Origin of the sequence: Streptomyces sp. CRCS-T-1 (assembly GCF_024442335.1) — a bacterium.
Lineage (GTDB): Bacteria > Actinomycetota > Actinomycetes > Streptomycetales > Streptomycetaceae > Streptomyces > Streptomyces koelreuteriae.
Genome location: NZ_CP101651.1, coordinates 385,381 through 409,230, shown reverse-complemented (window position 1 = coordinate 409,230; position 23,850 = coordinate 385,381). Strand labels below are relative to the sequence as shown.

Here is a 23,850-nt window from a genome sequence, read left to right as displayed (position 1 = left end):
CGGGCCCCTCACGCCTTCCCCTCCATCAGGTGGGTGAGCTTGTCCGGATTGGCCACGACATAGATGCCGGACACCCGGTCGCCCTCCGGGGTGAGGTCCAGCACCAGGACGGCGAACGGGGCGTTCCCGTCGAACAGCACGGCGGCGTCGTCGCCGTTGACGCGGCGATAGCGCCAGACGGGATCGCGCGGGCCGCCGCGCCCGGACGTGAGCAGGCGGGCCACCTTGTCCCGGCCGTGCACCGGGCGCAGGCTCGCCGGCCTGCGCTTGCCGCCGGCGTCCGTCCACGCCGTGACGTCCGGCGCGAGAACCTCCATCAGCTCGGCGATGTCGCCGCCGAGCGCCGCCCGCACGAACCGCTCGGTCGCCTCCCGTCGCACCCGCGGACGCGCCTCGTACCGCGGCCGCCGCGCCCGCACATGCTCCCGGGCCCGGTGCGCCAACTGCCGTACGGCGGCGGGGGAGCGGTCGATGACCTCCGCGATCTCGGCGTGCGGGTAGCCGAACACCTCGCCCAGGACGAACACGGCCCTCTCCAGCGGGGTCAGCGACTCCAGGACGACCAGCATCGCCAGCGACACCGACTCGGCGCGCAGGGCGGGCCCGTCGGCGGTGCCGGCCTCGTCCTCGGCGACCAGCGGCTCGGGCAGCCACTGGCCGACATAGGTCTCCCGCCTGCGGCTGATCGCGGCACGGCGGCGCAGCGCGTGGTTGACCGCCGCCCGCACGAGATAGGCGCGGGGGTTGTCGACGCCCGCCAGGGGAGCGCCGCCGCCCCGGGCCGTGAAGGACAGCCAGGTCTCCTGCAGGACGTCCTCGGTGTCGGCGACACTGCCGAGCACGTTGTAGACGATGCCGAACAGCAGCTCGCGATGGTCGACGAACACCCCGGTCGCCTCGTCGGCCGGGGCGTCGGTGCCGGGTGCGGTGATCTCGGTCATGCGTGGACCTCCCAGTAAGGCGTTCACCACTGGGACCGGGGCAGGGGCCCGGAATGTGACATCGCCGGGGTCGCGCCGCCGCACGGTACCGTCTGATTCCTCTCTGACCTGGGGATATTTACGAGTCAGTACCCGAGCGGTACCTTGAGGGCATGCCAGCTCTCAACGTGGAGTTCAGCGACCGCGAGCTTGAGGACCTGCGGCAGATCGCCAAGGAGCGCGGTACGTCGATGAAGGCGCTCGTGCGGGAGGCGGCCGCGGCCGACATAGCGCGCCACCGGGCGCTCCAGGAGGGCGCGGAGGCCTTCCGCAGGTTCTTCGCGACCCACGCCGACGAGTTCGCCGCGGCCTTCCCGGACGACGAACCGCCCGCGAAGGACGAGGGGCGGGCCGCCTGACCGATGGCACCCGTCATCCATATCGACGTGCCCTGGCTGCTGCAGCGTCACGAGGAGGTCCTGCCGGACCAGCCCACCGTGAACGACTTCTCCGCGCTGGTCGCCGCCGTCGCCCGGCACCGGGTCGACCCGCCGCGCCTCGGGGTGGACTCCGACCCGGCCTGGCGGGCCGCCGCGCTGCTGCACACCATCGCCGTGCTCCGGCCGCTGCCCGCGGCCAACGCCCGCTTCGCCTGTGCGACGGCCGTGGCGTACATGTTCGTCAGCGGCGTCGGCATCGACCCGCCCTACGGCGCCCTCGTCGATCTCGCCCGCGATCTGATGTCGCACACGACCGATGTCTACGGTGCGGCGGACCGGCTGCGGTCCTGGCAGATCTGACCCGATTCACACAGCGCGCACGGAAATGTCGAAAACGGGTGCGAGCAGCGTACGCGCGTTCCCGTTTCTGACTTTCTGTCAATGGGCCGGATGTTGCACGGGCGCCTTGTTGGCCGTGTGGGGGTTGTGCAAGAGTGAAACACACGTGCGGGGGGAATGGCCGGGTGTCGCACGTGATTTGTGAACCGGGTCCGATTCACCGCCGGTGAATTCGCACCTCCCGCGCCGCGCCAGAAAAGGTTCGCACCCACCGGGCTCCTTTTTCGGCGGCAGGACTTCTGTGTGTCACCTGCGCGTGGGAAGGAACCATCTCAGTGCCCACCCCCCACCCCCCTCGTCCTCCGTATCCCCCGCCCGGCGGGGATCCCGGGGAATCCGATGAAGCACTCGCCGCCCCGCTGAGAGGCAGCCCGGAGGGCGAGGTCGCCGCCCATTCCGTCGCGCTGCTGATGGCACGGCACTGGCAGCCGGTGCACGACTACGCGGTCATCTGTCTCGCCTCGTCGGCGCAGGTCGCCGCCATGGTGACCGGGACCGCCTTCCACCGGACCCTCAACCGCGTCGCCTTCGGCGACTCGGCCGTCGCGCTGCGCCCGGTCCTTCTGGTGACCGTGCGCGACACGATCCGGGAGTGGTCGGGCGACGATCGAATATCCGCCGTTCTGCCGGCGCTGCAGAAACCGGCGGGAGGGCGGGGGCTGCGCGCGGCGACGTCCATGACGCCCGATAATCGGGCACTCGCGGAGCGGGCATTCCAGGCACTTCCCTCCGCCGCGCGCTGTTTGCTCTGGCATGTCGAGGTCGAGGCAGATCCTTTAAGCGTCCCCGCCGGCCTGCTGGGCATGGATGCCGACATCGCGTCGGCCGCTCTCGAACAGGCGCGTGACAAATTCCGCGAGGGTTGTGTACATGCCCATCGGGAACTCGCGCCCACCCATGATTGCCGGTTCTACAACCGCCTCCTGGACGTCCCGATCCGCCGGGGCGGCGCTCTGCTTCCGGACGTCCAGGAGCATCTGGCTCAGTGCCGCTACTGCCGGAACGCGGCCGAGCAACTGAGCCATTTCGAGGGCGCTCTCGGCCCGCTCATCGCCGAAGCGGTGCTCGGCTGGGGCGCGCGCCGCTACCTCGACTCGCGTCCGGGCCGGGCCTCGCACGGCACCCGGAGCGGTCGCGGCGGCCGACGCGGCGGCGGGCGGTCCGCGAACGCGCGCCACCGTCTGCTGTCCAGGATCCCCCTGCCCGCCCGCCGGATCCCGGGCGTGCGGATCCCGGACGCGCTGCGCTCCTCCCGGGCGCTGCTCTCGGGCGTCGGCGCGGTGTCGGCCGGGGTGCTGGCGACGGTACTCATCATCAGCGCGTCCTCCTACGACGGCGGCCAGGCCGACCCGGCCGGTTCCAACAGCGCCGCCGGCGGCAAGGGCGGCGGTTCCGTGACCCCGCCGGACACGGCCGGGCTGCCCACGGCACCGGGCGTGACGCGGCTGCGCAACGCGGGCGCCGACCTGTGCCTCGACATCCGGGACCTGCCGAAGGAGGGCTCGGGGGCGAAACTGGCCTCGTGCTCGACGGCGTGGACCCAGCAGTGGACCTACGAGAACGACGGGCTGCTGCGCAGCATCGCCGATCCCGGGCTGTGCCTGGACTCGCACAAGGACGCCGGCGTCGTCGTCCTCGGCACCTGCGCCGAGGAGTACGCCGAGCGCGGCGAGGACGTGCGCTACGACCTCACCGTGCAAGGGGAGTTGCTGCCCCGCTGGGACGAGCAGCTCGCCCTCACCTCCACCAACGACGACCCGGAGGCCGACATCGTCGTCAAGGTCCGCGACCGGTCCGAGGAACAGCGCTGGCAGCCGGAGCCCGTGCCCACGGCGGCGGGTTCCCTGTCGATCGCGGAGGAGGAGATCCCGACGGCGCGACAGGTGACAGCGCCGAAGGGCTGAACGGCCGCGCGGTGAACTCGGCCTCGCCCACGCCTCAGCCCGGCTGCGTCGTCACGTCGGCCGGGGAGACCGTCGCAGGCGTGGCGTGGCCCGACAGGGCCAGGGTGAGGTCGAGTTCGGCCAGCAGGCAGCGGATGACGTGTTCGACGCCGGGCTGCCCGTCGAGGCCGAGACCGTAGACGTACGGGCGTCCGACGAGCACCGCCCGCGCGCCCAGGGCGAGGGCCTTGAAGATGTCGTCGCCGGTGCGGACGCCGCTGTCGAAGAGGACGGTGATCCGGTCGCCGACCGCGTCCACGACCCGGGGCAGCGCGTCGGCGGCGGCCACGGACCCGGCCACCTGGCGGCCGCCGTGGTTGGAGACGACCACGCCGTCCATGCCCGCCTCCGCGGCCAGCCGGGCGTCGTCCGGGTGCAGGACGCCCTTGAGGACGATCGGTCCGTCCCAGTTCTCCCGCAGGAACGCCAGGTCCGGCCAGGACTTGGCCGGATCGGAGAACATTCCGACGAAGTGCATCACGGCCGCGTTCGGATCCTCGTGCACCGGCTTGGCCAGACCGGCCCGGAAGGCCGGGTCCGAGAAGTAGTTGGCCGTGCCGACGCCGTGGAGGAAGGGCAGATACGCCTGGTCCAGGTCGCGGGGCCGCCACGACAGCAGCGGGGTGTCCAGGGTGACGACGAGCACGCTGAACCCGGACGCCTTAGCGCGGCCGAGGAAACTGCGGGCCACCTCCGGGTCCTTGGGCCAGTAGAGCTGGAACCACCGCTCGGCGTCGCCCATCGCCTCGGCGACCTGCTCCATGGGGGTGCTCGACGCGGACGACAGGATGTACGGCACCCCCTGCGCGGCGGCGGCCCGGGCCGCGGCGGGTTCCGCCTCCGGGTGCATGATCGACAGCACGCCGACCGGGGCCAGCGCCAGCGGGGCGGGCAGGGCGCGGCCCAGCACCTCCACCGACAGATCCCGGCTCTGCACGTCCCGCAGCATGCGCGGCACGATCCGCCGACGCTCCAGGGCCGCCCGGTTGGCGCGGGCGGTGCTGCCGTTCCCCGCGCTGCCCGCCACATAGCCGACCGGGCCCGGCCCGAGCCGCTGTTCGGTCAGCTCCTCCAGCCGGGTCAGATCGGTGGGCAGGCGCGGCACGGCACCCGTCATCCCGTTGAGATAGATCTCGTACTGGAAGTCCGCCCAGTGCTTCGCCATGACGTCCGTCCCGCCTCTCGTCGCTGAGAACGCGCAGTACGCCGACCATACCGACCGGTAGGCAAGGCGGGAGCGGTCAGGGCCGGGCAGTCGACTCGTGCAGGACGCGTGCCAGTTCGCGCGGCCGGGTGAACATCGGCCAGTGGCCGGTGTCCATCTCGATCAGCTCCCAGCTCTCGCTCCTGAGCAGCTCGGCCACCACGGGCATCGGCTCCTCGCCGTCGAGCAGGCACTTGACGTACGTCGCCGGGAGCTCGCCCAGGGGGCGGGTGAGCTCGGCCGGGCCGGTGAGCGTGGCACCGGGGTGCGGGGTCGAGTTCACGATCCGGGCGATCTGCTCGTCCGTCAGCCCCTGTCCCGTGTATTCCTGCGCGCCGAGCGGCGGCCAGTACCCGTCGTGGTCGGCGATCGACTGTCGTACGTCTTCGCTCGGCCAGCCCGACAGGAACGACTCCCCGTCCACCGGTACGTTCGCGTCGACGAACACCACACGCCGCAGCCGGTCACTGATCCGCTCGGCCGCCTGCCCGACCGGGACACCCGCGTAGCTGTGCCCGACCAGCACGACGTCCCGCAGATCGAGCCGCTCGACCTCGTCGACGATGTCCCGGACGTGCGTCTGCTGCCCCGCCGGCAGCTCCCGCTTCTCGGCGAGGCCCGACAGGGTCACGGGATGCACCTCGTGCCCGGCCGCGCGCAGCTCGCCCGCCACCTCGTCCCACGCCCATGCCCCGAGCCATGTCCCCGCCACCAGCACGAAATCGGTCATGCGGGCAACGTAGCCGAGGGGTCTGACAACGCCCCCTCGGCGCCGGGCCCCGTGATCGGTGGTACCGGTACCTCGACGGTCCGGGCCAGCCGGGCGCCCTCGGGGCCGTATACCGCCCGGGGTTCGGGGAACAGCCGCAGCAGGGCCAGGAACAGCACCGCGGCCACGACCAGGGACAGCGGCAGGCTGATGTCGACACCGCCCGCCAGGTCGCCGAGCGGGCCGACGAACTGCCCGGGGATGTTGGTGAAGAGCACGCCGAGCACGGCCGCCACCCACCAGGCGGTCATGCCCCGCCAGTTCCAGCCGTGCGCGAACCAGTAACGGCCGCCGCGCTGACGACGGTTGAAGACCTGCAGCGCCTCCGGGTCGTACCAGCCGCGCCGCGTCCAGTAGCCCAGCATCATCACGACCATCCACGGCGTGGTGCAGGTGATGATCATCGTGGCGAAGGTCGAGATGGAGCGGACGAGGTCGAGGCCGAACCGGCCGGCGAAGATGAACGCGATCGACAACGCGCCGACCAGCAGCGTCGCCTGGACCCGGGACAGCCTCGGGAACACGGACGAGAAGTCGAGCCCGGTGCCGTACAGCGCCGTCGTGCCCGTCGCCATGCCGCCGATGAGCGCCAGCAGGCACACCGGCAGGAAGAACCAGCCCGGCGAGATCGCGAGCAGCCCGCCCACGAAGTCCGGGGCGGCCGGGTCGACGTACTCCGGCGCCTTGGCCGCGATGACGCTGGCGGTCGTCAGGCCGAACAGGAACGGCAGCAGCGTCGCGAGCTGCGACAGGAACGCGGCCCCGACCACCTTCCGGCGCGGGGTGCTCGCCGGGATGTAGCGCGACCAGTCGCCGAGGAACGCCCCGAACGACACCGGGTTCGACAGCACGATCAGCGCCGCCCCGATGAACGACGGCCAGAACAGGTCCCTCGTCGCCGCGTCCGCCGACTCGGTGAAGACGCCCGCGTACGACGGGTCGAAGTCACCCCCGAACGCCACCGCGCCGAGCAGGAACAGCACGCTCGCCGAGGTCACCGCGATCTTGTTGACGAACAGCATGAACCGGAAGCCGTACACGCACACGGCGAGGACCAGCACCGCGAACAGCGCGTAGGCGACGGCGTAGGACAGGTCGTCCCGGGCGAGGCCGAAGAGCCGGTGGGCGCCGCCGACCAGGGCGTCTCCGGAGCTCCACACCGAGATGGAGAAGAATGCGACGGCCGTCAGCAGGGACAGGAACGAGCCGACCACGCGGCCGTGCACACCGAGGTGCGCGGACGACGAGACGGCGTTGTTGGTGCCGTTGACCGGGCCGAACACCGCCATCGGGCACAGGATCAGCGCGCCCGCGACGACCCCGAGGAGGGTGGCGGCGAGGCCCTGCCAGAAGGAGAGGCCGAACAGGATCGGGAAGGCGCCGAGGACGCAGGTGGAGAAGGTGTTGGCACCGCCGAAGGCGAGCCGGAACAGGTCCAGCGGGGTCGCGGAGCGCTCGGCGTCGGGGATCCGGTCGACGCCGTGGGTCTCGACCTCCGTCACGGAGGGGGGAGACGCGGCGGGGGAGGGGTGGTCGGCGTCTGCGGGGCGTTCGGCCGGCGAGGGCAAGAGGGCTCCAGCGGGGACGGGGCGGCGGAGCGCGAGGTGACGCGGCTGCTGGGCGGACGGCCGCCCGCCGGCGCCGGGGTGTGCGGCGGCGCGCGGATGCCGTCCTCAGGGGGGTCTGCCGACCGTAAACGATCAAGGGCGGGCGACGCCAGAGGACGGTTCATCCATTCCCGGCGGTGCTGTGGGACGTTTCCTCCACTCCTCGGTCACTCCTCGTCGCCAGCGGGCGGGGTGCGGTCCGTCTCGGCGTCCGGACCCTGAGCCCGCACCCGCTGCACGTGTTCGAGGGAGTCGCGCAACTCCGCGAGCCAGTCGTCCGTATGACGCTGGACCAGACGCACGCACCAGGCCAGCGCGTCGCTGCGGCTGCGGGCGACGCCGCCGGCGATCAGGGTGTCGAGGACCTGGCGCTCCGGCTGGCGCAGCCGCGTCATCACCGGCGCGGCCACGTGCGTGAAGAGCGCGCGCCGTCCGCCGCACTCCACGCCCCAGGACACCTTCCGTCCGAAGCGGTGCTCGGCCTCCCGGGCCACGGCCATCCGCTCCTCACGGGTGCGCTCCCGGAACTCCCGCACCCGGCTCTCCAGGGCTGCCTCCCGTTCGGCGTCCGGAGCGTCCTGAGTCAGCCGGGGTTCGGGGATGCGGCCGATCACGGTGATCTCCTCGCGGTCGACCGTGAGCTCGGTCAGTTCCTCGAAGAGGTCGTCGGGGATGCGGCCGGCGAACCAGCCGCGCAGCTTCTCTCGCTGTTCGTTCGTAATCATGTAATGACGATTACTCGGCCGGAGCATGAACACAAGGGGCCGCGAAGTGGTCGGCTGAGAGCGGAATCGGAATGTTTCAGGCCTATTAACGAACAACCCGAAATCGGCCATCTGGCCGCTTCGTGCCGCCGGGGGCCGTGCGGTTACGGGCTTCACGCGCCCGGATTCCGTAACTTCACGCCACTGATTCAATACGCAATGTTACTGAAACCGGTGGGGTCGATGTGTGTTTCGGCGGTGGACTCGGCAGACTCGCGCTCGCCGATCCGGCACCGAACGAGCATGGATCGGCACACCCTGTAATCGAGCGGAAGGATGCACACAATGCGGAACACCGCGCGCTGGGCCATGACCCTCGGCCTGACGGCCACCGCCGTCTGCGGACCCCTCACCGGGTCCGCGCTCGCCAGTCCGGGTCAGGCCCCCACCGCGCTCTACGCCCCGTCGGCCCTCGTACTCACGGTGGGCCACGGTGAGAGCGCGATCGCCGTGACCCCGGAACGCGCGGTCACCCTGACCTGTGCCCCGAAGTCCGGCGGCACGCACCCGGCGGCCGGCTCGGCCTGTGCGGAACTGCAGGGCGTCGGCGGGAACATCGACGCCCTGACCGTCCGGGACGGAGTGATGTGTACGAAGCAGTACGACCCCGTGGTCGTCACGGTCGACGGTGTCTGGCAGGGCCAGCGCGTCTCCTATGAGCGCACGTTCTCCAACGACTGCGTGAAGAACGCCCACGGCTCGGGCCTCTTCGCGTTCTGAGACCGGGATCGCGCCGTTCCCGTGAAAGAGGCGGCCCGTTGCTGGGGAGCCGGGTTGCCGTAGCGGGGATCTGCGATCTCGTACAAGGGGGCCGGCGGGCGGAGTGGGGCCGCCCGCCGGCCCCCGGGCTTTGCCCCGGGGGCCCGCCCCCGGGTCACGCCCGGTCGCGGTGGCTCGTGTCGCACCACGGGTAGCGGCGGCTGCGGCGGCAGGTGCACAGGGCCACGCGGAAGCGGTCGGAGCGGACGACGGAGCCGTCCTCCAGCTCCACCTCCACCGGGCCCTCCACCAGGAGCGGACCCTTGCGCTGGACGGTTACGCGCCGCGGCGGCGCTGATCGGTCAGACGGGGAGTTCGGCACGGACGACCACCAGCTCTTCCTCGTTCTCGGCGGCGGACAGCAGTCCCCGCCCCCGAAGCCAGCGTTCCCGGCCGCGCAGCACCGGCCCGAACGCGATCCGGTGCCGGCGCGTCACCGCCGCCTTCAGGCCCGACACGCGCAGCCTCCCGACGGTCAGGTCCGGGTCGCTCAGCGCCGACTGCACCAGCAGAAGCACCCCGCCCGGACGCAGCAGGGCGGGCATCTCCCGGCAGATCCGGTCGACGACCAGCCGTCCGTCCCCGCCCGCGTCCCAGGCGCGGGCCGCGCCACGCGGCGTCCGGTCGCCCCTCGGCGCCGGCACGTACGGCGGATTGGCCAGGATCAGATCGAACGTCTCCCCGCGCACGGGATCGAAGAGATTCCCGTGCCGGATACGGAGGGGGAGTCCCGCCAGCCGGGCGTTCAGCCGCGCGGCCCACACGGCGCTCCGGGACACGTCCACGGCTGTCACCCGAAGACCGCGGCGCGCGGCCTCCAAGGCCAGGGCGCCCGTTCCGGTGCCCACGTCGAGAACCTCCGCGCCCGGAGGCAGCGGCTCGTCGGACAGGGCACCGGCCAGCAGCTCGGTGTCCTCCTGCGGGGCGTAGACGCCCGGGGGTGCCAGTGGGTTCACGCCCCTCGAGTACCCCGTATTCAGGAGATATGGGTTGCTTCCTGTGCAAGGGGTGCACACAGTGACGAACGTGACGCGCGCCAGTCGGTGAGCAGCCGGGTGCCGAAGCGGTCCTCGACGAACTCGGTGGCGTCGATCCCGAAGGTGACATCGGGGGCGAGGTGCGGCTCCCGCTCCAGCAGACCGCCGATGACGTCGTGGCGCACCACCTGCTCGTGCACCGCGTCGGCCTCGACGTGCTCGTCGTAGAAATGCTCGGCCGCGGGTCCGGCGCCCGTGCAGCGCATCGCCTCGGCGAGCCGCCGCGACCCCGGTGACGAGGTGATCTCGACCGCCGCGAAGTGTCCGACCAGGGCGCCCCTGAGGGCCCGGTGCAGACCGAAGAGGGACATGAGGTTCACCGTGACCAGGGCCTCGGCGGTCGCCGCGTCGAGGTAGCGGCCGTAGGCGCTGTCCAGGCCCAGGCCCGTCATCAGGTCCGCGTACAGCCGCGCGTGCACGCGGTCGGCCCGGCCGCCGCCCCACTCGTCGAACTCCACCGCAGCCATCGCCGCCTTCGCCCGGCCCCACAGCCGCGGCAGCACCCAGGCGTGCGGGTCGGCCTCCTTGAGGTGGTACAGGGAGCGCAGGGCCGCGTACTCGCGCACCTGCCACAGCTCGCCCTCGTCACACAGGAAGTGGGTGACACCCGTGCCGTGGACGGGCTCGACCAGCAGGCCTTCCAGTGCCTCGTCCAGGCTGTCGTTGACCCGGGCGTCGGTGCGCAGCGCGGACAGGAAGCGGTGCTCCAGGGCCGCCCGGGTGCGCAGCAGGTCAGGGTCCCACTCCAGCTCCGGGGCCACTCCCGCGAAGCCGCGGTAGTGCAGCTCGTAGCAGAGGTACAGGGCGAGCTGGAGATCGTCGCCGTACACCTCGGCCCGGTCGACCTCCTCGCGGCGGGGCAGCCGGCCCCCGCCCCGCAGGTACGCCTCGACGCCCCTGCTCAGCGGGCCGCGCGGGGTGGGCGGGCGCGGTTCGTCGCGGTCGTGCTCCATGCGCGCCGGGTACCCGGGCGGGGCCCGGTCACCCGCCCGCGTCACTCTCCCTCCGACTCCTCCTGCGCACGCTCGTTCGGTGTGACGGCGTCGCCGGCCTCACCCCGGTGACGCCGCTGCCGCGCGGATTCCTCGGCGCGGTTCTCGGCGTCCTCTATCTCGCGCAGGACCTCCTCCAGGGCCGTCTCGGGCTGCCCGCCGGAGGCGTCCTGGTTCTCGTCGTGCGACATGGGGTTTCCTCTCCGCGTTCTGTGATCAGTGGGCCGCGGCGGCGGCGATGCGCAGCGGCACCGGGTCAGGAGGGGCGGCCTCCTCGTTGCGGCGGGTCACCTCCGCCCACCAGGACGGACCGTCCTCGATGTGCCGCAGCAGCACGCCCTCGCGGATCGCCCAGGGGCAGACCGTGACGGATCTGATGCCCGTCAGCTTCATCGCGGTGTGCGCGACCACCGCGCCGGCCAGGCTCTGCGCGGCCCGAGGCGCGGAGATACCGGGCAGGCGCGCGCGTTCGGAGGCGGGCAGGGCGGACAGTGTCGTGATCGCCTCCCGCAGCCCCGCGCGGTGCAGCTCCCGGTCCACGAACGGGCCGTGGCGTCCGGGCGCGGCGCCGCACAGCCGGCCCAGCTGCTGAAAGGTACGGGAGGTGGCGACCGCGGTACGCGGCCCCTCCCAGCGGATCCGTGCCGCGACGTCCCGCAGCTGATGGCGGACCCTGCGGCGCAGCGCCCGCACCAGCTCCGGCGACGGCGGGTCCTCCTCCTCGAAGAACTCGTGGGTGAGCCGCCCCGCGCCCAGCGGCAGCGACGCCACGAAGTCGGGCAACCGGCCGCGTCCGAAGGCGACTTCCAGTGATCCGCCGCCGATGTCGAGCAGGGCCAGCGGCCCCGACCGCCAGCCCATCCAGCGCCGGGCCCCGAGAAACGTCAGCTCGGCCTCGACCTCACCCGGCAGGGTGCACAGCTCCATGCCGGTACGGGCGCGGACGATGTGCAGCACCTCGTCCCGGTTCGGCGCGTTGCGCACCACGGCCGTCGCGAAGGCGAGCGGACCGGCCGCACCCCACCGGGTGGCGGTCCGGCCCGCCTCGGCGACCGCGTCGACGAGTTGCCCGACCGCCTGCTCAGGGATGGGTTCCCCCGGTGCGACCTGTTCGGACAGCCTGAGTCGCCACTTGGAGGTGTGCACCGGCAGCGGCACACCGTCCTGAGCGTCCGCGACGACCAGTCTGACCGTCTTCGATCCCACATCCACCACGCTGATTCGCATGGAGCGGGGGTACCCAATTACGCGGCGGAGCAACGGAAGTTGTGCGCGCAGTGCGGCGAAGTCATGCCATCGGACACGGGCACCCTGGTCGTATTCCTTGACTGGAATATAACGGCAGAGGCATATTGGAGGCATGTCCGACGCCGCCCTCTGGACCGCCCTCGCCGACCCCCACCGGCGGGCCATCGTCGCGCTGCTCCTGGAGCGGCCCCGGGCCGTCGGTGAGATCGTCGAGGCGTGCGGACTGAGCCAGCCGAGCACCTCCAAGCACCTGAAAGTGCTGAGAGAGGCAGGACTCGTCCGGGTCCGGCAGGACGCGCAGCGCCGTGTCTACGCCCTCGACCCGGGCCCGATCGCCGCGCTCGACGCCTGGCTCGCCCCGTACCGCGCGCTCTGGAACGAGCGCCTCGACGTGCTGGGACGCCGCCTCGACGAGACGCCGGACACCACGGAACCACCCGCACCGAAGGACTGATCCGCCATGGCAGCCGAACTCACCGGCACCTATCTGACCCTGGACGACGGCCGCCCCGCCGTCCGCTTCACCCGCACCTACGACCACCCCGTCGACCGCGTCTGGCAGTTCGTGACCGACCCGGACGAACTGGAACGCTGGTTCCCCTCCCGCGCCGAGATCGAGCTGCGCCCCGGCGGCACGGTCAGGTTCAGCGGCGACCCGCACATGGCGGACTCCACGGGCCGGGTCGTCGCCGTCGACCCGCCCCGGCACCTGTCGTTCGAGTGGGGCGGGGACGAACTGCGCTTCGACTTGGAGGAGACCGAGGACAAGCGCACCCGACTCACGCTCACCAACGTCCTCCAGGCCCAGGATTCCGCAGCCCGCAACGGCGCCGGCTGGGAGGTGTGCCTGACCGCCCTGGACGCCAGGGCGCGCGGCGAGCGTCCCGCCGGTCCGCACGCCGGGGCCGACGCGCCCTGGCGGGAGCTGTACGCCGCCTATGTAGCGGCCGGGGTGCCCTCCGGCGCCCCGGTGCCCGGGGCGGAGTGACCTCTCACGCCATCTGGCGCCGCACCAGCTCGTGCAGCCGGCCGCTGGTGTCGGCGAGCAGCTGAGCGGGCGGGCCCTGCTGGATGACCTTGCCGTCCTCCATCACCACGACCCGGTCGGCGTCCATCACCGTGGACAGCCGGTGCGCGATGACGACCCGGCTCGCGTTGAGCGCCTTGGTGCTCTCGATGACCGTGCGCTGCGTCTCGTTGTCGAGGGCACTGGTCGCCTCGTCGAAGAAGAGGATCCGCGGCCGGCGGATCAGCGCCTGCGCGATCATCAGCCGCTGACGCTGACCGCCGGAGACCGCGCCGCTGCCCGAGACGATGGTGTGCAGCCCCATCGGCATCCGCTTGATGTCCTCGGCCAGGCCCGCCATCTCGGCCGCCGCCATCGCCTCCTCCGGCGTGTACGGCTCGGTCCCGCAGATGACGTCCAGGATCGAGCCGGTGAACGGCTGCGCGTGCTGGAGCACCACACCGCACTGGCGGCGCACCGCCGACTGGTCGAGAGCCCCCAGGTCCTGCCCGTCGTACAGCACGCTGCCCGACAGCGGCCGGTCGAAGCCGATCAGCAGGCGCAGCAGCGTCGACTTGCCGCAGCCGCTGGGGCCGACGACCGCGACGAACTCGCCCGGCTTCACCTCGAACGACACCTCGTCCAGGATCAGCGGACCGTCGTCCGAGTACCGGAAGGACACCCGCCGGGCCTCGATCGCGCCCGACAGCGGACCCGGCCGGGTGCTCGCGACGCGCACCTCCGGCGTCGCGTCCAGCACCGGCCTGATCTCCTCGAACAACGGCAGCGCCGCCACCGCGGAGACGAACGAGCCGGTCAGCTGGGTGACGGCGGTCAGCACCATCGTCACCGAGGTGTTGAAGGTGAGGAACGCGGCCGCCGACATCGAACCCCGGGCCGGGCCGGCCAGCAGCATGAACATCAGCAGCGTGCACAGCGGCAGATACACCGCGCCCAGCACCGTCGAGAGGTTCTTGATGCGCCCGACCTTCTGCTGGAGCTCACGGCTGCGCGCGAACTCCGACGCCCACGCGGCGTACGCGTAGTTCTCGGCGGCGGCCACCCGCAGCTTGGGCAGACCGCGCAGGGTCTGGAAGGCCTGGTTGTTCAGCTTGTTGGAGAGCACCACCAGCCGCCGCTGCCAGCGCACCTGCCACAGTCCGAGCCCCAGGAACACGGCCGCGATGACGACGAGCATGCCGATCGCGGCCATCGCCATCGGCACGCTGAACCACAGCAGCAGCCCCAGGTTCATCGCCCCGATGGTCACCGACTGGGCGACCGTCGGCCCGACTCCCGCCAGCAGCCGGCGGATCGAGCTGATGCCCATGGCCGCGCTGGCCAACTCGCCGGTGGAGCGCTCGGTGAAGAACCGCGTCGGCAGTCTCAGCAGCCGGTCCCACACGGCCGGCTGGAGCGTGGCCTCGATCCGGCCCTCGATGCGCAGGATGGTGAGGTTCTGCAACAGCATGAAGGCCGCCGCCACCACGCTGCTGAGCATCACCGCCAGGCACACCTGCACGATCAGGTTCGTCTGCGCCTTCGGCACGAACTCGCCGAGCACCTTGCCCGTCGCGATGGGCACCATCGCGCCGATCGCCACCGTCACCAGGCCGCTCAGCAGCAGACCGGTCAGGTCGCCGCGCATGCCCTGCATACAGAACCGCAGCAGCCCGAGCGGGCTGAGCCCCCGCTCGGGAAGCGGACGGTAGAACATCACCGCACGCGGCTCGAACTCGTCCGCGTTGGCCTTCTCGACGGGCGTCTCACGCCCGGTGGACGGATGGACGGCGACATATCCGCCGCGCCGCCACAGCAATGCCACCGGCGCACCCGACAGGGCCCGGTGACCGACCAGCGGCCCGACGTTGTCCCGCCACCAGCGGCCGTCCAGGCGCACGGCCCGGGTACGGACCCGGGAGGCCAGCGCGACCTGCTCGACCGGGTCGAGGCGGTCGCCGCCGGTGCCCTTCTGGGTGGGCTCGGTGAGTTTGATCCCGGCCGCCTGGCCGACCAGCCTGCACGCCGCGTACGAGGCGTCGGCGTCCGCCGAGGTGGTCCGCTTCGAGGACCGCTTGCCGATGGAGGCCAGCAGCGTCTGGTCGGCCTGGGCGCGGACCGCCTCACCGGCCTTGATGCCCTCGGCCGTGCGCGTCTCGTGGGTGCGCTCCAGCTGCTCGATCCAGCGGTCCAGCGTGGTCAGCAGCCGGTACTGCTGGTCGACCATGCTCTGCCACAGGCCCGGGTCCATCAGCAGATCGGCCGCGGCCTCCGCGCCGTACAGCGAGCCGTACTGCACGCTGCCCGGCGGCACCTGCATCCAGAACACGTCGTCGTCCGTGGGCGCCGCGGCCCGCTCGGTCGCCATCGGCGCCTGGAACAGGATGGACAGACTGCGGCCGACGCCCAGGGCTAGCGCGTACTCCAGCGGAGACGTCGTCGGCGGCACGTACTGCGGATTGCCGTACTCGTCGTACGACCAGGTCGCGGTGTCGGCGGGCTGGTACAGCTCGCGCAGGCCGATGCGGTGCACCACGCAGTCCCGCAGCGGGCGGGCCACCAGCGTGTGCTGCGGGCCCGGCACCGGTCCGAGTACCAGCGAGCCCGGCTCGAGACGTCCCAGGTGATGCCAGTGGCCCTGCTCGCCGGCGTCCACCGCGAACAGGTCCACGGCGCCGGAGACGACGAGCCACAGCACCTGCGGCCCCTCCAGGTCGAGACGGTTGAACCCGGCGCAGTCGATGCGCGAGCCCATCTGCCCGAAGGCGCCCAGGACGAGGTCGCCCTCATGTCCCTGAACGGTCGTCATCTCACCGCTCCCTGACCAGCGTGGCGTACGCGCCGCCGCGCGCCACCAGCTCCTCGTGCCGTCCCCGCTCCACGACCGTGCCGTGCTCCAGGACGACGATCTCGTCGCTGTCGCGCACGGTGCTGAGCCGGTGCGCGATCACCACGCAGGCACAGCCGCGCCGGCGCAGGTTGTCCATCACGACCAGTTCGGTCTCCGCGTCCAGCGCGCTCGTCACCTCGTCGAGCACCAGGATGCTCGGCCGGCGCACCAGCGCCCGCGCGATCTCCAGCCGCTGGCGCTGCCCGCCGGAGAAGTTGCGGCCGTCCTGCTCGACCTTGCTGTGGATGCCGCCGGGACGGCGGGTGATCACGTCGTACAGGGCGGCGTCCCGCAGCGCGTCCTCCACCGCGTCGTCCGGGATGGAGGGGTCCCACAGCGCCACGTTGTCGCGGACGGTGCCCTCGAAGAGGAACACGTCCTGGTCGACGAAGGAGACGGAGGCGGCCAGCGCCCCGCGCGGAATGTCGTCGATGCGCTGCCCGTCGATGCGGATCACGCCCTCCCACGGCGCGTACAGGCCGGAGATCAGCCTCGACACCGTGGACTTGCCGCTGCCGGAACCGCCGACCAGCGCGACCTGCCGCCCCGGCCCGACCGTCAGGTCGAAGCCCGTGAGCAGCGGCTTGTCGAGCGGGCTGTAGCCGAAGGTGATGTTCTCCAGCTCGACATGGCCCTGGAGCCGGCGCGTCGACTCGCCGGAATCGGGCCGCCCGTAGAGCGGGTCGGCCTTGAAGTTCTCCACGTCCTTCAGCCGGGCCACGTCGGCCGCGAAGTCCTGGATGCGGCCCGCGACGCCGTTGAGCCGGGTCAGCGGGGCCGTGAACCGGGCGACCAAGGCCTGGAAGGCGACCAGCAGGCCGACCGAGATATGGCCCTCGACCGCCCGCATACCGCCGATCCAGAGGATGAGCCCGCTGTTGAGGGTGGCCAGGGTCGGCGCGACCACGCCCAGCCAGGCACTCGGCACACCGAGCCGCTGCTGCTCCTCCAGCGTGGTGGCGTGCTGCCCGGCCCACTTGCGGAAGTAGCCGTCCTCGCCGCCGGTCGCCTTCATCGTCTCGATGAGCTGAAGACCGGTGTAGGCGGTGTTGGTGAGCCGGGCGGTGTCGGCGCGCAGCTTCGCCGTCCGGGTCGCGCGCAGCCGTACGACCACCCGCATCGCCACGATGTTCAGCAGTGCCACGCTGATGCCGACGAAGGTGAGCTGCGGGTCGTAGGTGTACAGCAGCACCGCGTACAGGACGACCACGATGGCGTCCACGCCCGCCGCCGCGAGGTCGCGGGACAGGGTCTCGGCGACCGCGTCGTTGGACTGCAGGCGCTGTACGAGGTCGGCCGGGCTGCGCTGGGAGAAGAACGTCACCGGCAGCCGCAGCAGATGCCGCAGGAAGCGGGCGCTGGACAGGGTGGAGGAGATGATGCGGCCGTGCAGCAGATTGGCCTGCTGGAGCCAGGTCAGCACGACGGTGAGCAGCACGCACGCGCCCATCGACGCGAACAGCACACCGAGCAGCGAGGTCTGGTTGCCGATCAGGAACTCGTCGATGTAGGTGCGGCTGAGCGCGGGCACCGCCGCGCCGACCGCCACCAGCAGCAGGCTGGAGAGCACCGCGGCGGGCATCGTGCCCGCGGTGCCGCGCAGCCGGGCGGGCATCGCGCCGAGGACGCCGGGCTTGCGGCCGCCCCGGGTGAAGTCCTCGCCGGGCTCCATGACCAGCACGACACCGGTGAAGCTGCCGTCGAAGTCCTCCATCGGGACGAAGCGGCGGCCCTTGCCGGGGTCGTTGATGTAGACGCCGCGGCGGCCGAAGCGGCGGCCCATGCCGTCGTAGACGACGTAGTGGTTGAACTCCCAGAACAGGACGGCCGGCGACTTCACCTCGGCGAGGGCGGCCAGGTCCATCTGCATGCCCTTGGCCGTCAGGCCGTAGGAGCGGGCCGCCTTGAGGAGGTTGCTGGCGCGCGAGCCGTCGCGGGAGACGCCGCAGGCGATGCGCAGCTCCTCCAGCGGGACGTGCTTGCCGTAGTGGCCGAGCACCATCGCCAGGGAGGCGGCGCCGCACTCGACGGCCTCCATCTGGAGCACGGTGGGCGTACGGACGGTCTTCGCGGCGGCCTTGGGCACCTTGCGCTTCGGCGGGGCCGCGCGGCGCCTGCTCCGGGGCTCCTGTGCGGTGGCGCTCATGGCAGCAGCCAGTCGACGGGACGCTGGTCGGTGAGCCGGATCGAGCCCGAGGCCATCGTCATCGAGGACAGCTTGTACGGCGGCCCGTCCGCGGACGACCACTTGTATCCGCTCTTCGTGGCGGACGACTTGTCCAGCCGGACCGTCACGGCCACGGGCCTGCCCTTCTTGGTGAACTGCTCGCCGAGCTGACTGTCCCCGAGGAACGCGGAGATCTGCTGCGGGGACTGGGCCGCGCGGTCCACCGACTTCACATGGCCGCGCAGCACGCCGTACTCCTGGGTCGGCACCGACTGCACGGTCAGGTCCACGGAGGCGTCGTCGGGGATCGAGGCGGCGTTCTCGGCGGGGACGTAGACGGTCGCGTACAACGCGTCCTTGGTGTGGGCGACCTTCTCGACGGCGGCCACGTTCGCGCCGGTCTGGATGATCTGCCCGACGGTCGCGGCGAGCCCGGAGACCCGGCCCGCGTCGAGCGCGCGGACGACGGTCTCGCCCTTGGGCGTACGGACCTTGAGCACGGGGGAGTTCGCGGTCACCTGCTCGCCCTGCTTCACGAGGACCGCGGTGACCTGGCCCGCGACGGGGCTCTGGAGGAGGTAGCTGCCCTGCCCGTGCGTGAGGATGGCGGGTGCGCTGACGGTGGAGGCCACCGAGCCGGTCACCGCCCACACGGAGGCGGCCGCCATCGCGACCACGGTCACCGAGAGCACGAGCCAGCCCTGCGGGCGGGCGAAACGCACCGGGAGGTCGAGTTCCTCCGGTGACTGGAGCTTGGCGAGGGCCTGTTGGCGGAACTGCAAGGAACTTCCCTCACCCGTAGAAGAGGTTCTTTTCGCCGTGACGGAAAGGGTCACGGAACCCGAAGATCCCGGAACCGCCGGCTGCGGTTCCGGGAGTCATCGGCACAAGGCTCGATCAGAGGCCGGAGACCAGGCCGGTGACCGGGGCCGTGTTCAGGCCGGTGACACCCTCGACGGTGCCGACGGCGGTGTCGACGACGCCGGAGACCGGGGCGATGCCGTCGACCGTGTCGGTGACGGTGTTGACGGCGTTCACGGACAGGCCACCGGAGATGGCGTCCAGCTGCGCGTCGGCGATCTCGACGGTCTCAACCTGGGGGGTGGAGTTCATGGTGGAACTTCCCTTCATATGGATATCTCATAAGGGGGGAGCGGCCCCCTCTGGGGACAGATGACGGCCGCGACCGCGAGCGCCGGGCACCCGTTTCCGGAGTGCCCTGAGCGGCTCCCGCGATGCGATGGATCAAAGCACGCTGCGGGTCCGTGCTTCCAATCAACCATGCGTCTCACCAGGGAACTTGCGCCTCAGCGGTACCCATCGGTGCAGGAGTGCGCACGTCTCGGTGGCGACTTCTTCACATGCGCCACAGCATCGGCTCATCCGACGCCTTGCATCCGGAGGCGGCGAATCCGGCACTCCCACCCCAAAGGCGTGACAGGCGCCTCCCGCTTGTGGATAACCCTCCGCTTGGTGACTGGGTTGAGCATTCGATGTGCAGATTCGCTGAAGTCGGGATTCGACTCGGTGTTCGCAACAGACCGTTTCCGCGCGGATACGGATCGTGTCGGTTCGGCGGGTCCGTCAGGAGGTCCGTCGCCGAAAGATCGTCATCAAGCCAGGCGCCGTCCTCGGCCGGCCGGACTCCTCCCCCCGGCCCCTCGCTGTGACCAGGGCAGTCGAAGACCGAGCGGTCGGTGCGCGGGCAGCGGGAGTTGGCTGATTCCGCGACGCGAAGGGATCACTTGCAAACGCGATTGAACGCCCCACGCGACCCCTGCGTACCTACAGCCATCCAGGCGCCCCCCAGAAGCTGCCGGACGGCGGCAAGGCTCCGTCCCCCCAGGAGGAGAGAAGTTTGAGTCACAAGCGAATTCCGAAGCGCAAGGCCGCGATAGCGGTGGGCGGCGTGGTGGCGCTCGGCGCGGCCGCGATCCTGCTCCCCAACGCCAACGCGTCCCAGGACGGTTCGTCCGACGACGCGGCCGCCGCGCCGAAGACACTGAAGGCGGGCGACGCCTCGGATCTCGCCTCGCAGCTCTCCGGGCTCCTCGGTGAGGCGTTCGGCGGCTCCTACTACGACGGCGACAACCAGCAGCTCATCGTCAACGTCGTACCGGGCGACAACAACAACGTCATCGTCCAGGCGAAGGCGGCCGGCGCGCAGGTCCGCGAGGTCGAGAACAGCTGGTCGGAGCTGCAGAGCGGGGCGCAGACCCTGAAGTCCGACGCGACCATCGCGGGCACCTCGTGGTCGATCGACCCGCGCACGAACAAGCTGCGGGTCACCGCCGACAGCACCGTGACCGGCGCCAAGTGGGACAGACTGGAATCGACGGTCAAGAGCCTCGGCGCCGACATGGCGACCCTGTCGAAGTCCGAGGGCACCTTCAAGCCGTTCGTCTCCGGCGGCGACGCCATCTTCGCGGGCGGCTCGCGCTGCTCCCTCGGCTTCAACGTCACCGCGGGCGACGGTTCGCCCGCCTTCCTGACGGCCGGTCACTGCACCCTCGGCGGCAACGAGTGGTCGGACGCGCAGGGCGGCCAGCCGATCGCCACCGTCGACCAGTCGACCTTCCCGGGCGACGGTGACTTCGCGCTCGTGAAGTACGACGACCCGGCGACCGAGGCGCCCAGCGAGGTCAACACCGGCGACCAGACCGTCCCGATCACCGAGGCCGCGGAGGCGACCGTCGGCCAGGAGGTCTTCCGGATGGGCAGCACCACCGGGCTCAACGACGGCCAGGTGCTCGGCCTCGACGCCACGGTGAACTACCCCGAGGGCACCGTCACCGGCCTCATCCAGACCGACGTCTGCGCCGAGCCCGGCGACAGCGGCGGCTCGCTGTTCACCCAGGACGGTCTCGCGATCGGCCTGACCTCGGGCGGCAGCGGTGACTGCACCGCCGGCGGCGAGACCTTCTTCCAGCCGGTGACCACCGCCCTGGAGGCGGTCGGCGCGACCCTCGGCGCGGGCGGCGCGGGCGCGGGTGCCGGTGCCGGTGAAGAGGCCGGTGCGGGCGAGGAAGCCGGCGCGGGCGCCGGTGAAGAGGCCGGTGCCGGTGAGGAGGCCGGAGCGGGCGAGGAGGCCGGAGCGGGCGCTGGTGCGGGCGCCGGTGAGGAGGCCGGCGCCGGTGAAGAGGCCGGTGCAGGTGCCGGCGAGCAGGCCGGAGGCGAGGAAGCGGGAGCCGGTGCCGGTGAGGAAGCCGGAGCCGGTCAGGACGCCGGGCAGGGCGTCGAGGACAACTCGGGTCTGACCGAGTCCCGCTGACCTGAGAACGTCGGAGCCGGTCCGACGATGCCGCCCCGGTCCCGCCCCCTTCCTGGCGGGACCGGGCCGGCCCACCGGCACTTCGAGCACCGTACGGCGGTGCACCGGGCCGGTCCCCGTGCGGGGGGACCGGCCCCCGCGCGTACCGTGCCCGGACAGCACACCTACCCGACGGCCCTGAGCAGCAACAGCGCGATGTCGTCGAGCCGTTCCTCCCCGTCCCGGTGGTGCCGCTCCTGATGAACGAGACTGTCGGCCAGCTGGTCCAGCGGCTGGTCCCCGGCGTCGGCCAGGCGCCGGCCCAGGTCCGCGAGGGCCTCCTCGAAGTCCGTGCCGGGGGACTCGACCAGCCCGTCGGTGTAGAGGACGAGCAGCGAGCCGGGGGCGAGGTCCACCTCCGTCGTCGGGTACACCGCCGAGGCGTCGATGCCCAGCAGCGGCCCCCCGGCCAGGTCCAGGACGCGCACCCGCCCGTCCGGCCGTCTCAGCAGCGGCGGCGGATGCCCCGCCCGGGACATCACGGCCCGGCCGTGCGCCGGGTCCAGCCGCAGGTACAGACAGCTGGCGAACAGGTCGGACCCCAGGTCGAGCAGCAGCCGGTTGGTGCTGCGCATGACCTCCTCGGGCGCCTGGCCCACGGCCGTGTACGCGCGCACCGCGGTGCGGACCTGCCCCATCAGCCCGGCCGCCGTGACGTTGTGCCCCTGCACGTCCCCGATTACCGCCGCCGCCGTCCCCTGCGTGCCCACCAGGTCGTAGAAGTCGCCGCCGATGTCCATGCCCTGAGTGGCCGGCACATAGCGGCCGGCCGCCTCGATCCCGGGCAGCGACGGCAGCGAGTGCGGCAGCAGCGCCTCCTGGAGGCCGTGCGCGAGCCGGTGCTTGGCGTCGTAGAGCAGCGCCCGCTCCAGCGCCTGGGCGATCAGTCCGGCCAGGCTCGTCAGCACCGCCCGCTCCTCCGTCGGGAAGGGGTGCGGCTCGGTGAAGGAGAGCACACACGTCCCCACCGGCCGCCCCTGGGCGATCAGCGGCAGATAGGCCCAGGCCGCGAACCCGTCGGGGGTGGCCAGCCGCGCCGGGTAGAGGCGCTCCAGCTGTTCCCGCGACTCGAAGAACGCGGGCACGCCCGTGCGCAGCACCTTCGTGCCGGGCATCGGCTCGGTGAGCGGCATCCCGTCGAACTGTTCCACCGTGTGCGCGTCCCGGTACCCGCGATGCCCGAGCACGCGCAGCCGGTTCGCCCGCGAGCCCAGCACGACCAGGGCCTGGCTGCCCACGGTCGGGGCGATCTCGTCCGCGACGAGCTGCACCACGTCCTGCACCCCGACCGCCTCGGTGAGCGCCCCGGCCAGATTCAGCACCTGGGAGATGGTGACCAGCCGGGACGGCGTCCCGTCGGGCGAGGGCGCGGCCCGGTTCATCTCCGACACGGCCCGCGATCTGGTGATCCGGACGCTGAGGCCCGTGGTGCTCGGATACAGCCGGAACGACAGCCACTCACCGGGCGGGCGCAGCGCCACGAACGAGGTGGTGTGCTGGCTCATCAGCGCCGCCCGGTAACGGTCCTCGTACACCGGGTCGTTGAGCCACGGCACCGACGCCCACAGCTGGGTGCCGAGCAGCCGGCTGACGGGCACGTTCAGCAGCTCGGCCGCCGCCGCGTTGACGAAGCCGACCCGCCCGTGCAGATCCAGCGAGACCAGCCCGTACGGCAGCCGGCTCACCATCCGGGCCGCCTCGACCGTGCCCAGCGTGCCGGCGATCCCGCCCACCAGGGGCGAGGCCAGCATGTCGGTCTCGGGGTGCGGCGGGATGCTGAGTTCGGCCGCCCGCTCCAGCCGCACCGCGAGCCGGTCGCAGGCCGCGGTCAGATGCTCGCGCTCGTGGTCGGACAGCTCCTCCGGATGGGCGCCGGGCCAGGTCACGAAGACCGCGCCGTAGACGGTGGTCTCGGTGGCCACCGGCACCGCGGCCAGCGCGAACGGATAGGGCAGCACCACGGCGATCCGCGGATACTGGCGGGCCATCGCCTCCTCGCCGCCGACCCAGACCAGTCGCCGCTCGCGCGCCGCGTCGGCGACCGGGATCGGCGCGCTCAGCCCCACCCGTTCCCAGGGAGCCGCGAACGCCCGGGGCAGCCCGGCCATCACCGCCATCTCCAGCACGGGCTGATCCGGCGCCATCAGGTACACCGCGCCGGAGTGGGCGTGCACCTCGTCCATCAACGAGGCCAGCGCCAGGGACAGCAGCGGACGGCCGACCGGCGTCCCGGCGGCTGCCGGCGCCTGTGCGGACGACTGCCCGTCGGACACGCCGACCACCTCCTCGCACGGCCGCGCGACCGGGCTCAGGAACAAATCTCCACCCTGGCGGCCCGTCGCGCACGACGAGCGGCACCCGGGCGACCCGCCGTTACCGTCGGTTACAGTCTTCG

At 71.9% G+C, this 23,850-nt stretch carries 22 protein-coding genes; 7 read left to right on the top strand and 15 right to left on the bottom strand.

The annotated features are described in order from the left end of the window. Positions 1 to 8: 8 nt before the first annotated feature. Positions 9 to 941 (bottom strand): sigma-70 family RNA polymerase sigma factor, encoded by a 933-nt coding sequence (locus tag NNW99_RS01810; protein ID WP_215116812.1) that lies wholly within the window; start codon positions 939 to 941, stop codon positions 9 to 11. A gap of 152 nt (positions 942 to 1,093) precedes the next feature. Here NNW99_RS01810 and NNW99_RS01805 point away from each other — a divergent pair, with 152 nt between their 5' ends. The 3 genes from NNW99_RS01805 (at position 1,094) to NNW99_RS01795 (ending at position 3,663) form a co-directional block, all read left to right on the top strand. Continuing rightward, positions 1,094 to 1,339 (top strand): hypothetical protein, encoded by a 246-nt coding sequence (locus tag NNW99_RS01805; protein WP_184587072.1) that lies wholly within the window; start codon positions 1,094 to 1,096, stop codon positions 1,337 to 1,339. A gap of 3 nt (positions 1,340 to 1,342) precedes the next feature. Beyond that, positions 1,343 to 1,720 (top strand): toxin Doc, encoded by a 378-nt coding sequence (locus NNW99_RS01800; protein WP_215116811.1) that lies wholly within the window; start codon positions 1,343 to 1,345, stop codon positions 1,718 to 1,720. A gap of 314 nt (positions 1,721 to 2,034) precedes the next feature. After that, positions 2,035 to 3,663, top strand: a complete 1,629-nt coding sequence (locus tag NNW99_RS01795) for an RICIN domain-containing protein (protein WP_215116810.1) — start codon at positions 2,035 to 2,037, stop codon at positions 3,661 to 3,663. 34 nt (positions 3,664 to 3,697) lie between these two features. Here NNW99_RS01795 and NNW99_RS01790 read toward each other — a convergent pair whose 3' ends face one another. From NNW99_RS01790 to NNW99_RS01775, 4 genes are all read right to left on the bottom strand, one after another. Then, a complete protein-coding gene (locus NNW99_RS01790; protein WP_215116809.1) occupies positions 3,698 to 4,867 on the bottom strand; it encodes a lactate 2-monooxygenase in 1,170 nt (389 codons plus the stop codon). A gap of 76 nt (positions 4,868 to 4,943) precedes the next feature. Continuing rightward, entirely contained in the window at positions 4,944 to 5,636 is a 693-nt protein-coding gene (locus tag NNW99_RS01785) for an alpha/beta fold hydrolase (protein WP_215116808.1), read from the bottom strand. Further along, a complete protein-coding gene (locus NNW99_RS01780) occupies positions 5,633 to 7,177 on the bottom strand; it encodes a cytosine permease (protein WP_251057671.1) in 1,545 nt (514 codons plus the stop codon). The genes NNW99_RS01785 and NNW99_RS01780 overlap by 4 nt, the downstream gene beginning before the upstream one ends. 272 nt (positions 7,178 to 7,449) lie before the next feature. Then, entirely contained in the window at positions 7,450 to 8,007 is a 558-nt protein-coding gene (locus NNW99_RS01775) for a hypothetical protein (RefSeq protein WP_215116806.1), read from the bottom strand. Between the two features lie 324 nt (positions 8,008 to 8,331). Between NNW99_RS01775 and NNW99_RS01770 the strand changes: the two genes are divergently transcribed. Beyond that, positions 8,332 to 8,766 carry a protease inhibitor gene (locus NNW99_RS01770; protein ID WP_215116805.1) on the top strand — a complete coding sequence of 145 codons (435 nt, stop codon included), beginning with the start codon at positions 8,332 to 8,334 and terminating at the stop codon, positions 8,764 to 8,766. Between the two features lie 154 nt (positions 8,767 to 8,920). Here NNW99_RS01770 and NNW99_RS01765 read toward each other — a convergent pair whose 3' ends face one another. The 5 genes from NNW99_RS01765 to NNW99_RS01745 are packed head-to-tail and all read right to left on the bottom strand — an operon-like array spanning position 8,921 to position 12,061. Beyond that, positions 8,921 to 9,127 (bottom strand): CDGSH iron-sulfur domain-containing protein, encoded by a 207-nt coding sequence (locus tag NNW99_RS01765; protein ID WP_184587059.1) that lies wholly within the window; start codon positions 9,125 to 9,127, stop codon positions 8,921 to 8,923. Next, complete coding sequence (locus tag NNW99_RS01760) at positions 9,108 to 9,761, bottom strand: HemK2/MTQ2 family protein methyltransferase (RefSeq protein WP_215116804.1); 654 nt, start codon at positions 9,759 to 9,761, stop codon at positions 9,108 to 9,110. The genes NNW99_RS01765 and NNW99_RS01760 overlap by 20 nt, the downstream gene beginning before the upstream one ends. Positions 9,762 to 9,781: 20 nt before the next feature. Next, positions 9,782 to 10,795 (bottom strand): iron-containing redox enzyme family protein, encoded by a 1,014-nt coding sequence (locus tag NNW99_RS01755; protein ID WP_215116803.1) that lies wholly within the window; start codon positions 10,793 to 10,795, stop codon positions 9,782 to 9,784. A gap of 41 nt (positions 10,796 to 10,836) precedes the next feature. After that, positions 10,837 to 11,025: a hypothetical protein gene (locus tag NNW99_RS01750; RefSeq protein WP_215116802.1), complete on the bottom strand. Its 189-nt coding sequence runs from the start codon at positions 11,023 to 11,025 to the stop codon at positions 10,837 to 10,839. Between the two features lie 25 nt (positions 11,026 to 11,050). After that, positions 11,051 to 12,061, bottom strand: a complete 1,011-nt coding sequence (locus tag NNW99_RS01745) for a Ppx/GppA family phosphatase (protein ID WP_215116801.1) — start codon at positions 12,059 to 12,061, stop codon at positions 11,051 to 11,053. Between the two features lie 133 nt (positions 12,062 to 12,194). Here NNW99_RS01745 and NNW99_RS01740 point away from each other — a divergent pair, with 133 nt between their 5' ends. After that, positions 12,195 to 12,536 carry a helix-turn-helix transcriptional regulator gene (locus tag NNW99_RS01740; protein WP_215116800.1) on the top strand — a complete coding sequence of 114 codons (342 nt, stop codon included), beginning with the start codon at positions 12,195 to 12,197 and terminating at the stop codon, positions 12,534 to 12,536. Positions 12,537 to 12,542: 6 nt separating this feature from the next. After that, complete coding sequence (locus NNW99_RS01735; protein ID WP_215116799.1) at positions 12,543 to 13,070, top strand: SRPBCC family protein; 528 nt, start codon at positions 12,543 to 12,545, stop codon at positions 13,068 to 13,070. Positions 13,071 to 13,074: 4 nt separating this feature from the next. Here NNW99_RS01735 and NNW99_RS01730 read toward each other — a convergent pair whose 3' ends face one another. The 4 genes from NNW99_RS01730 to NNW99_RS01715 all read right to left on the bottom strand — a co-directional run bounded on the left by NNW99_RS01730 (position 13,075) and on the right by NNW99_RS01715 (position 19,258). Next, positions 13,075 to 15,897: an NHLP bacteriocin export ABC transporter permease/ATPase subunit gene (locus tag NNW99_RS01730; RefSeq protein WP_215116798.1), complete on the bottom strand. Its 2,823-nt coding sequence runs from the start codon at positions 15,895 to 15,897 to the stop codon at positions 13,075 to 13,077. A 1-nt stretch (position 15,898) separates the two neighbouring features. Next, positions 15,899 to 18,124 (bottom strand): NHLP family bacteriocin export ABC transporter peptidase/permease/ATPase subunit, encoded by a 2,226-nt coding sequence (locus NNW99_RS01725; protein WP_215116797.1) that lies wholly within the window; start codon positions 18,122 to 18,124, stop codon positions 15,899 to 15,901. Further along, a complete protein-coding gene (locus tag NNW99_RS01720; protein ID WP_215116796.1) occupies positions 18,121 to 18,927 on the bottom strand; it encodes an HlyD family efflux transporter periplasmic adaptor subunit in 807 nt (268 codons plus the stop codon). Before NNW99_RS01720 ends, NNW99_RS01725 begins: the two co-directional genes overlap by 4 nt. A gap of 115 nt (positions 18,928 to 19,042) precedes the next feature. After that, complete coding sequence (locus NNW99_RS01715) at positions 19,043 to 19,258, bottom strand: type A2 lantipeptide (RefSeq protein ID WP_184587045.1); 216 nt, start codon at positions 19,256 to 19,258, stop codon at positions 19,043 to 19,045. Positions 19,259 to 20,003: 745 nt separating this feature from the next. Between NNW99_RS01715 and NNW99_RS01710 the strand changes: the two genes are divergently transcribed. Next, positions 20,004 to 21,416 (top strand): S1 family peptidase, encoded by a 1,413-nt coding sequence (locus NNW99_RS01710; RefSeq protein WP_215116795.1) that lies wholly within the window; start codon positions 20,004 to 20,006, stop codon positions 21,414 to 21,416. A 164-nt stretch (positions 21,417 to 21,580) separates the two neighbouring features. On the opposite strand, the gene NNW99_RS01705 is transcribed toward NNW99_RS01710, so the two are convergent. Next, entirely contained in the window at positions 21,581 to 23,737 is a 2,157-nt protein-coding gene (locus NNW99_RS01705) for a SpoIIE family protein phosphatase (RefSeq protein WP_215124108.1), read from the bottom strand. Positions 23,738 to 23,850 lie beyond the last annotated feature (113 nt).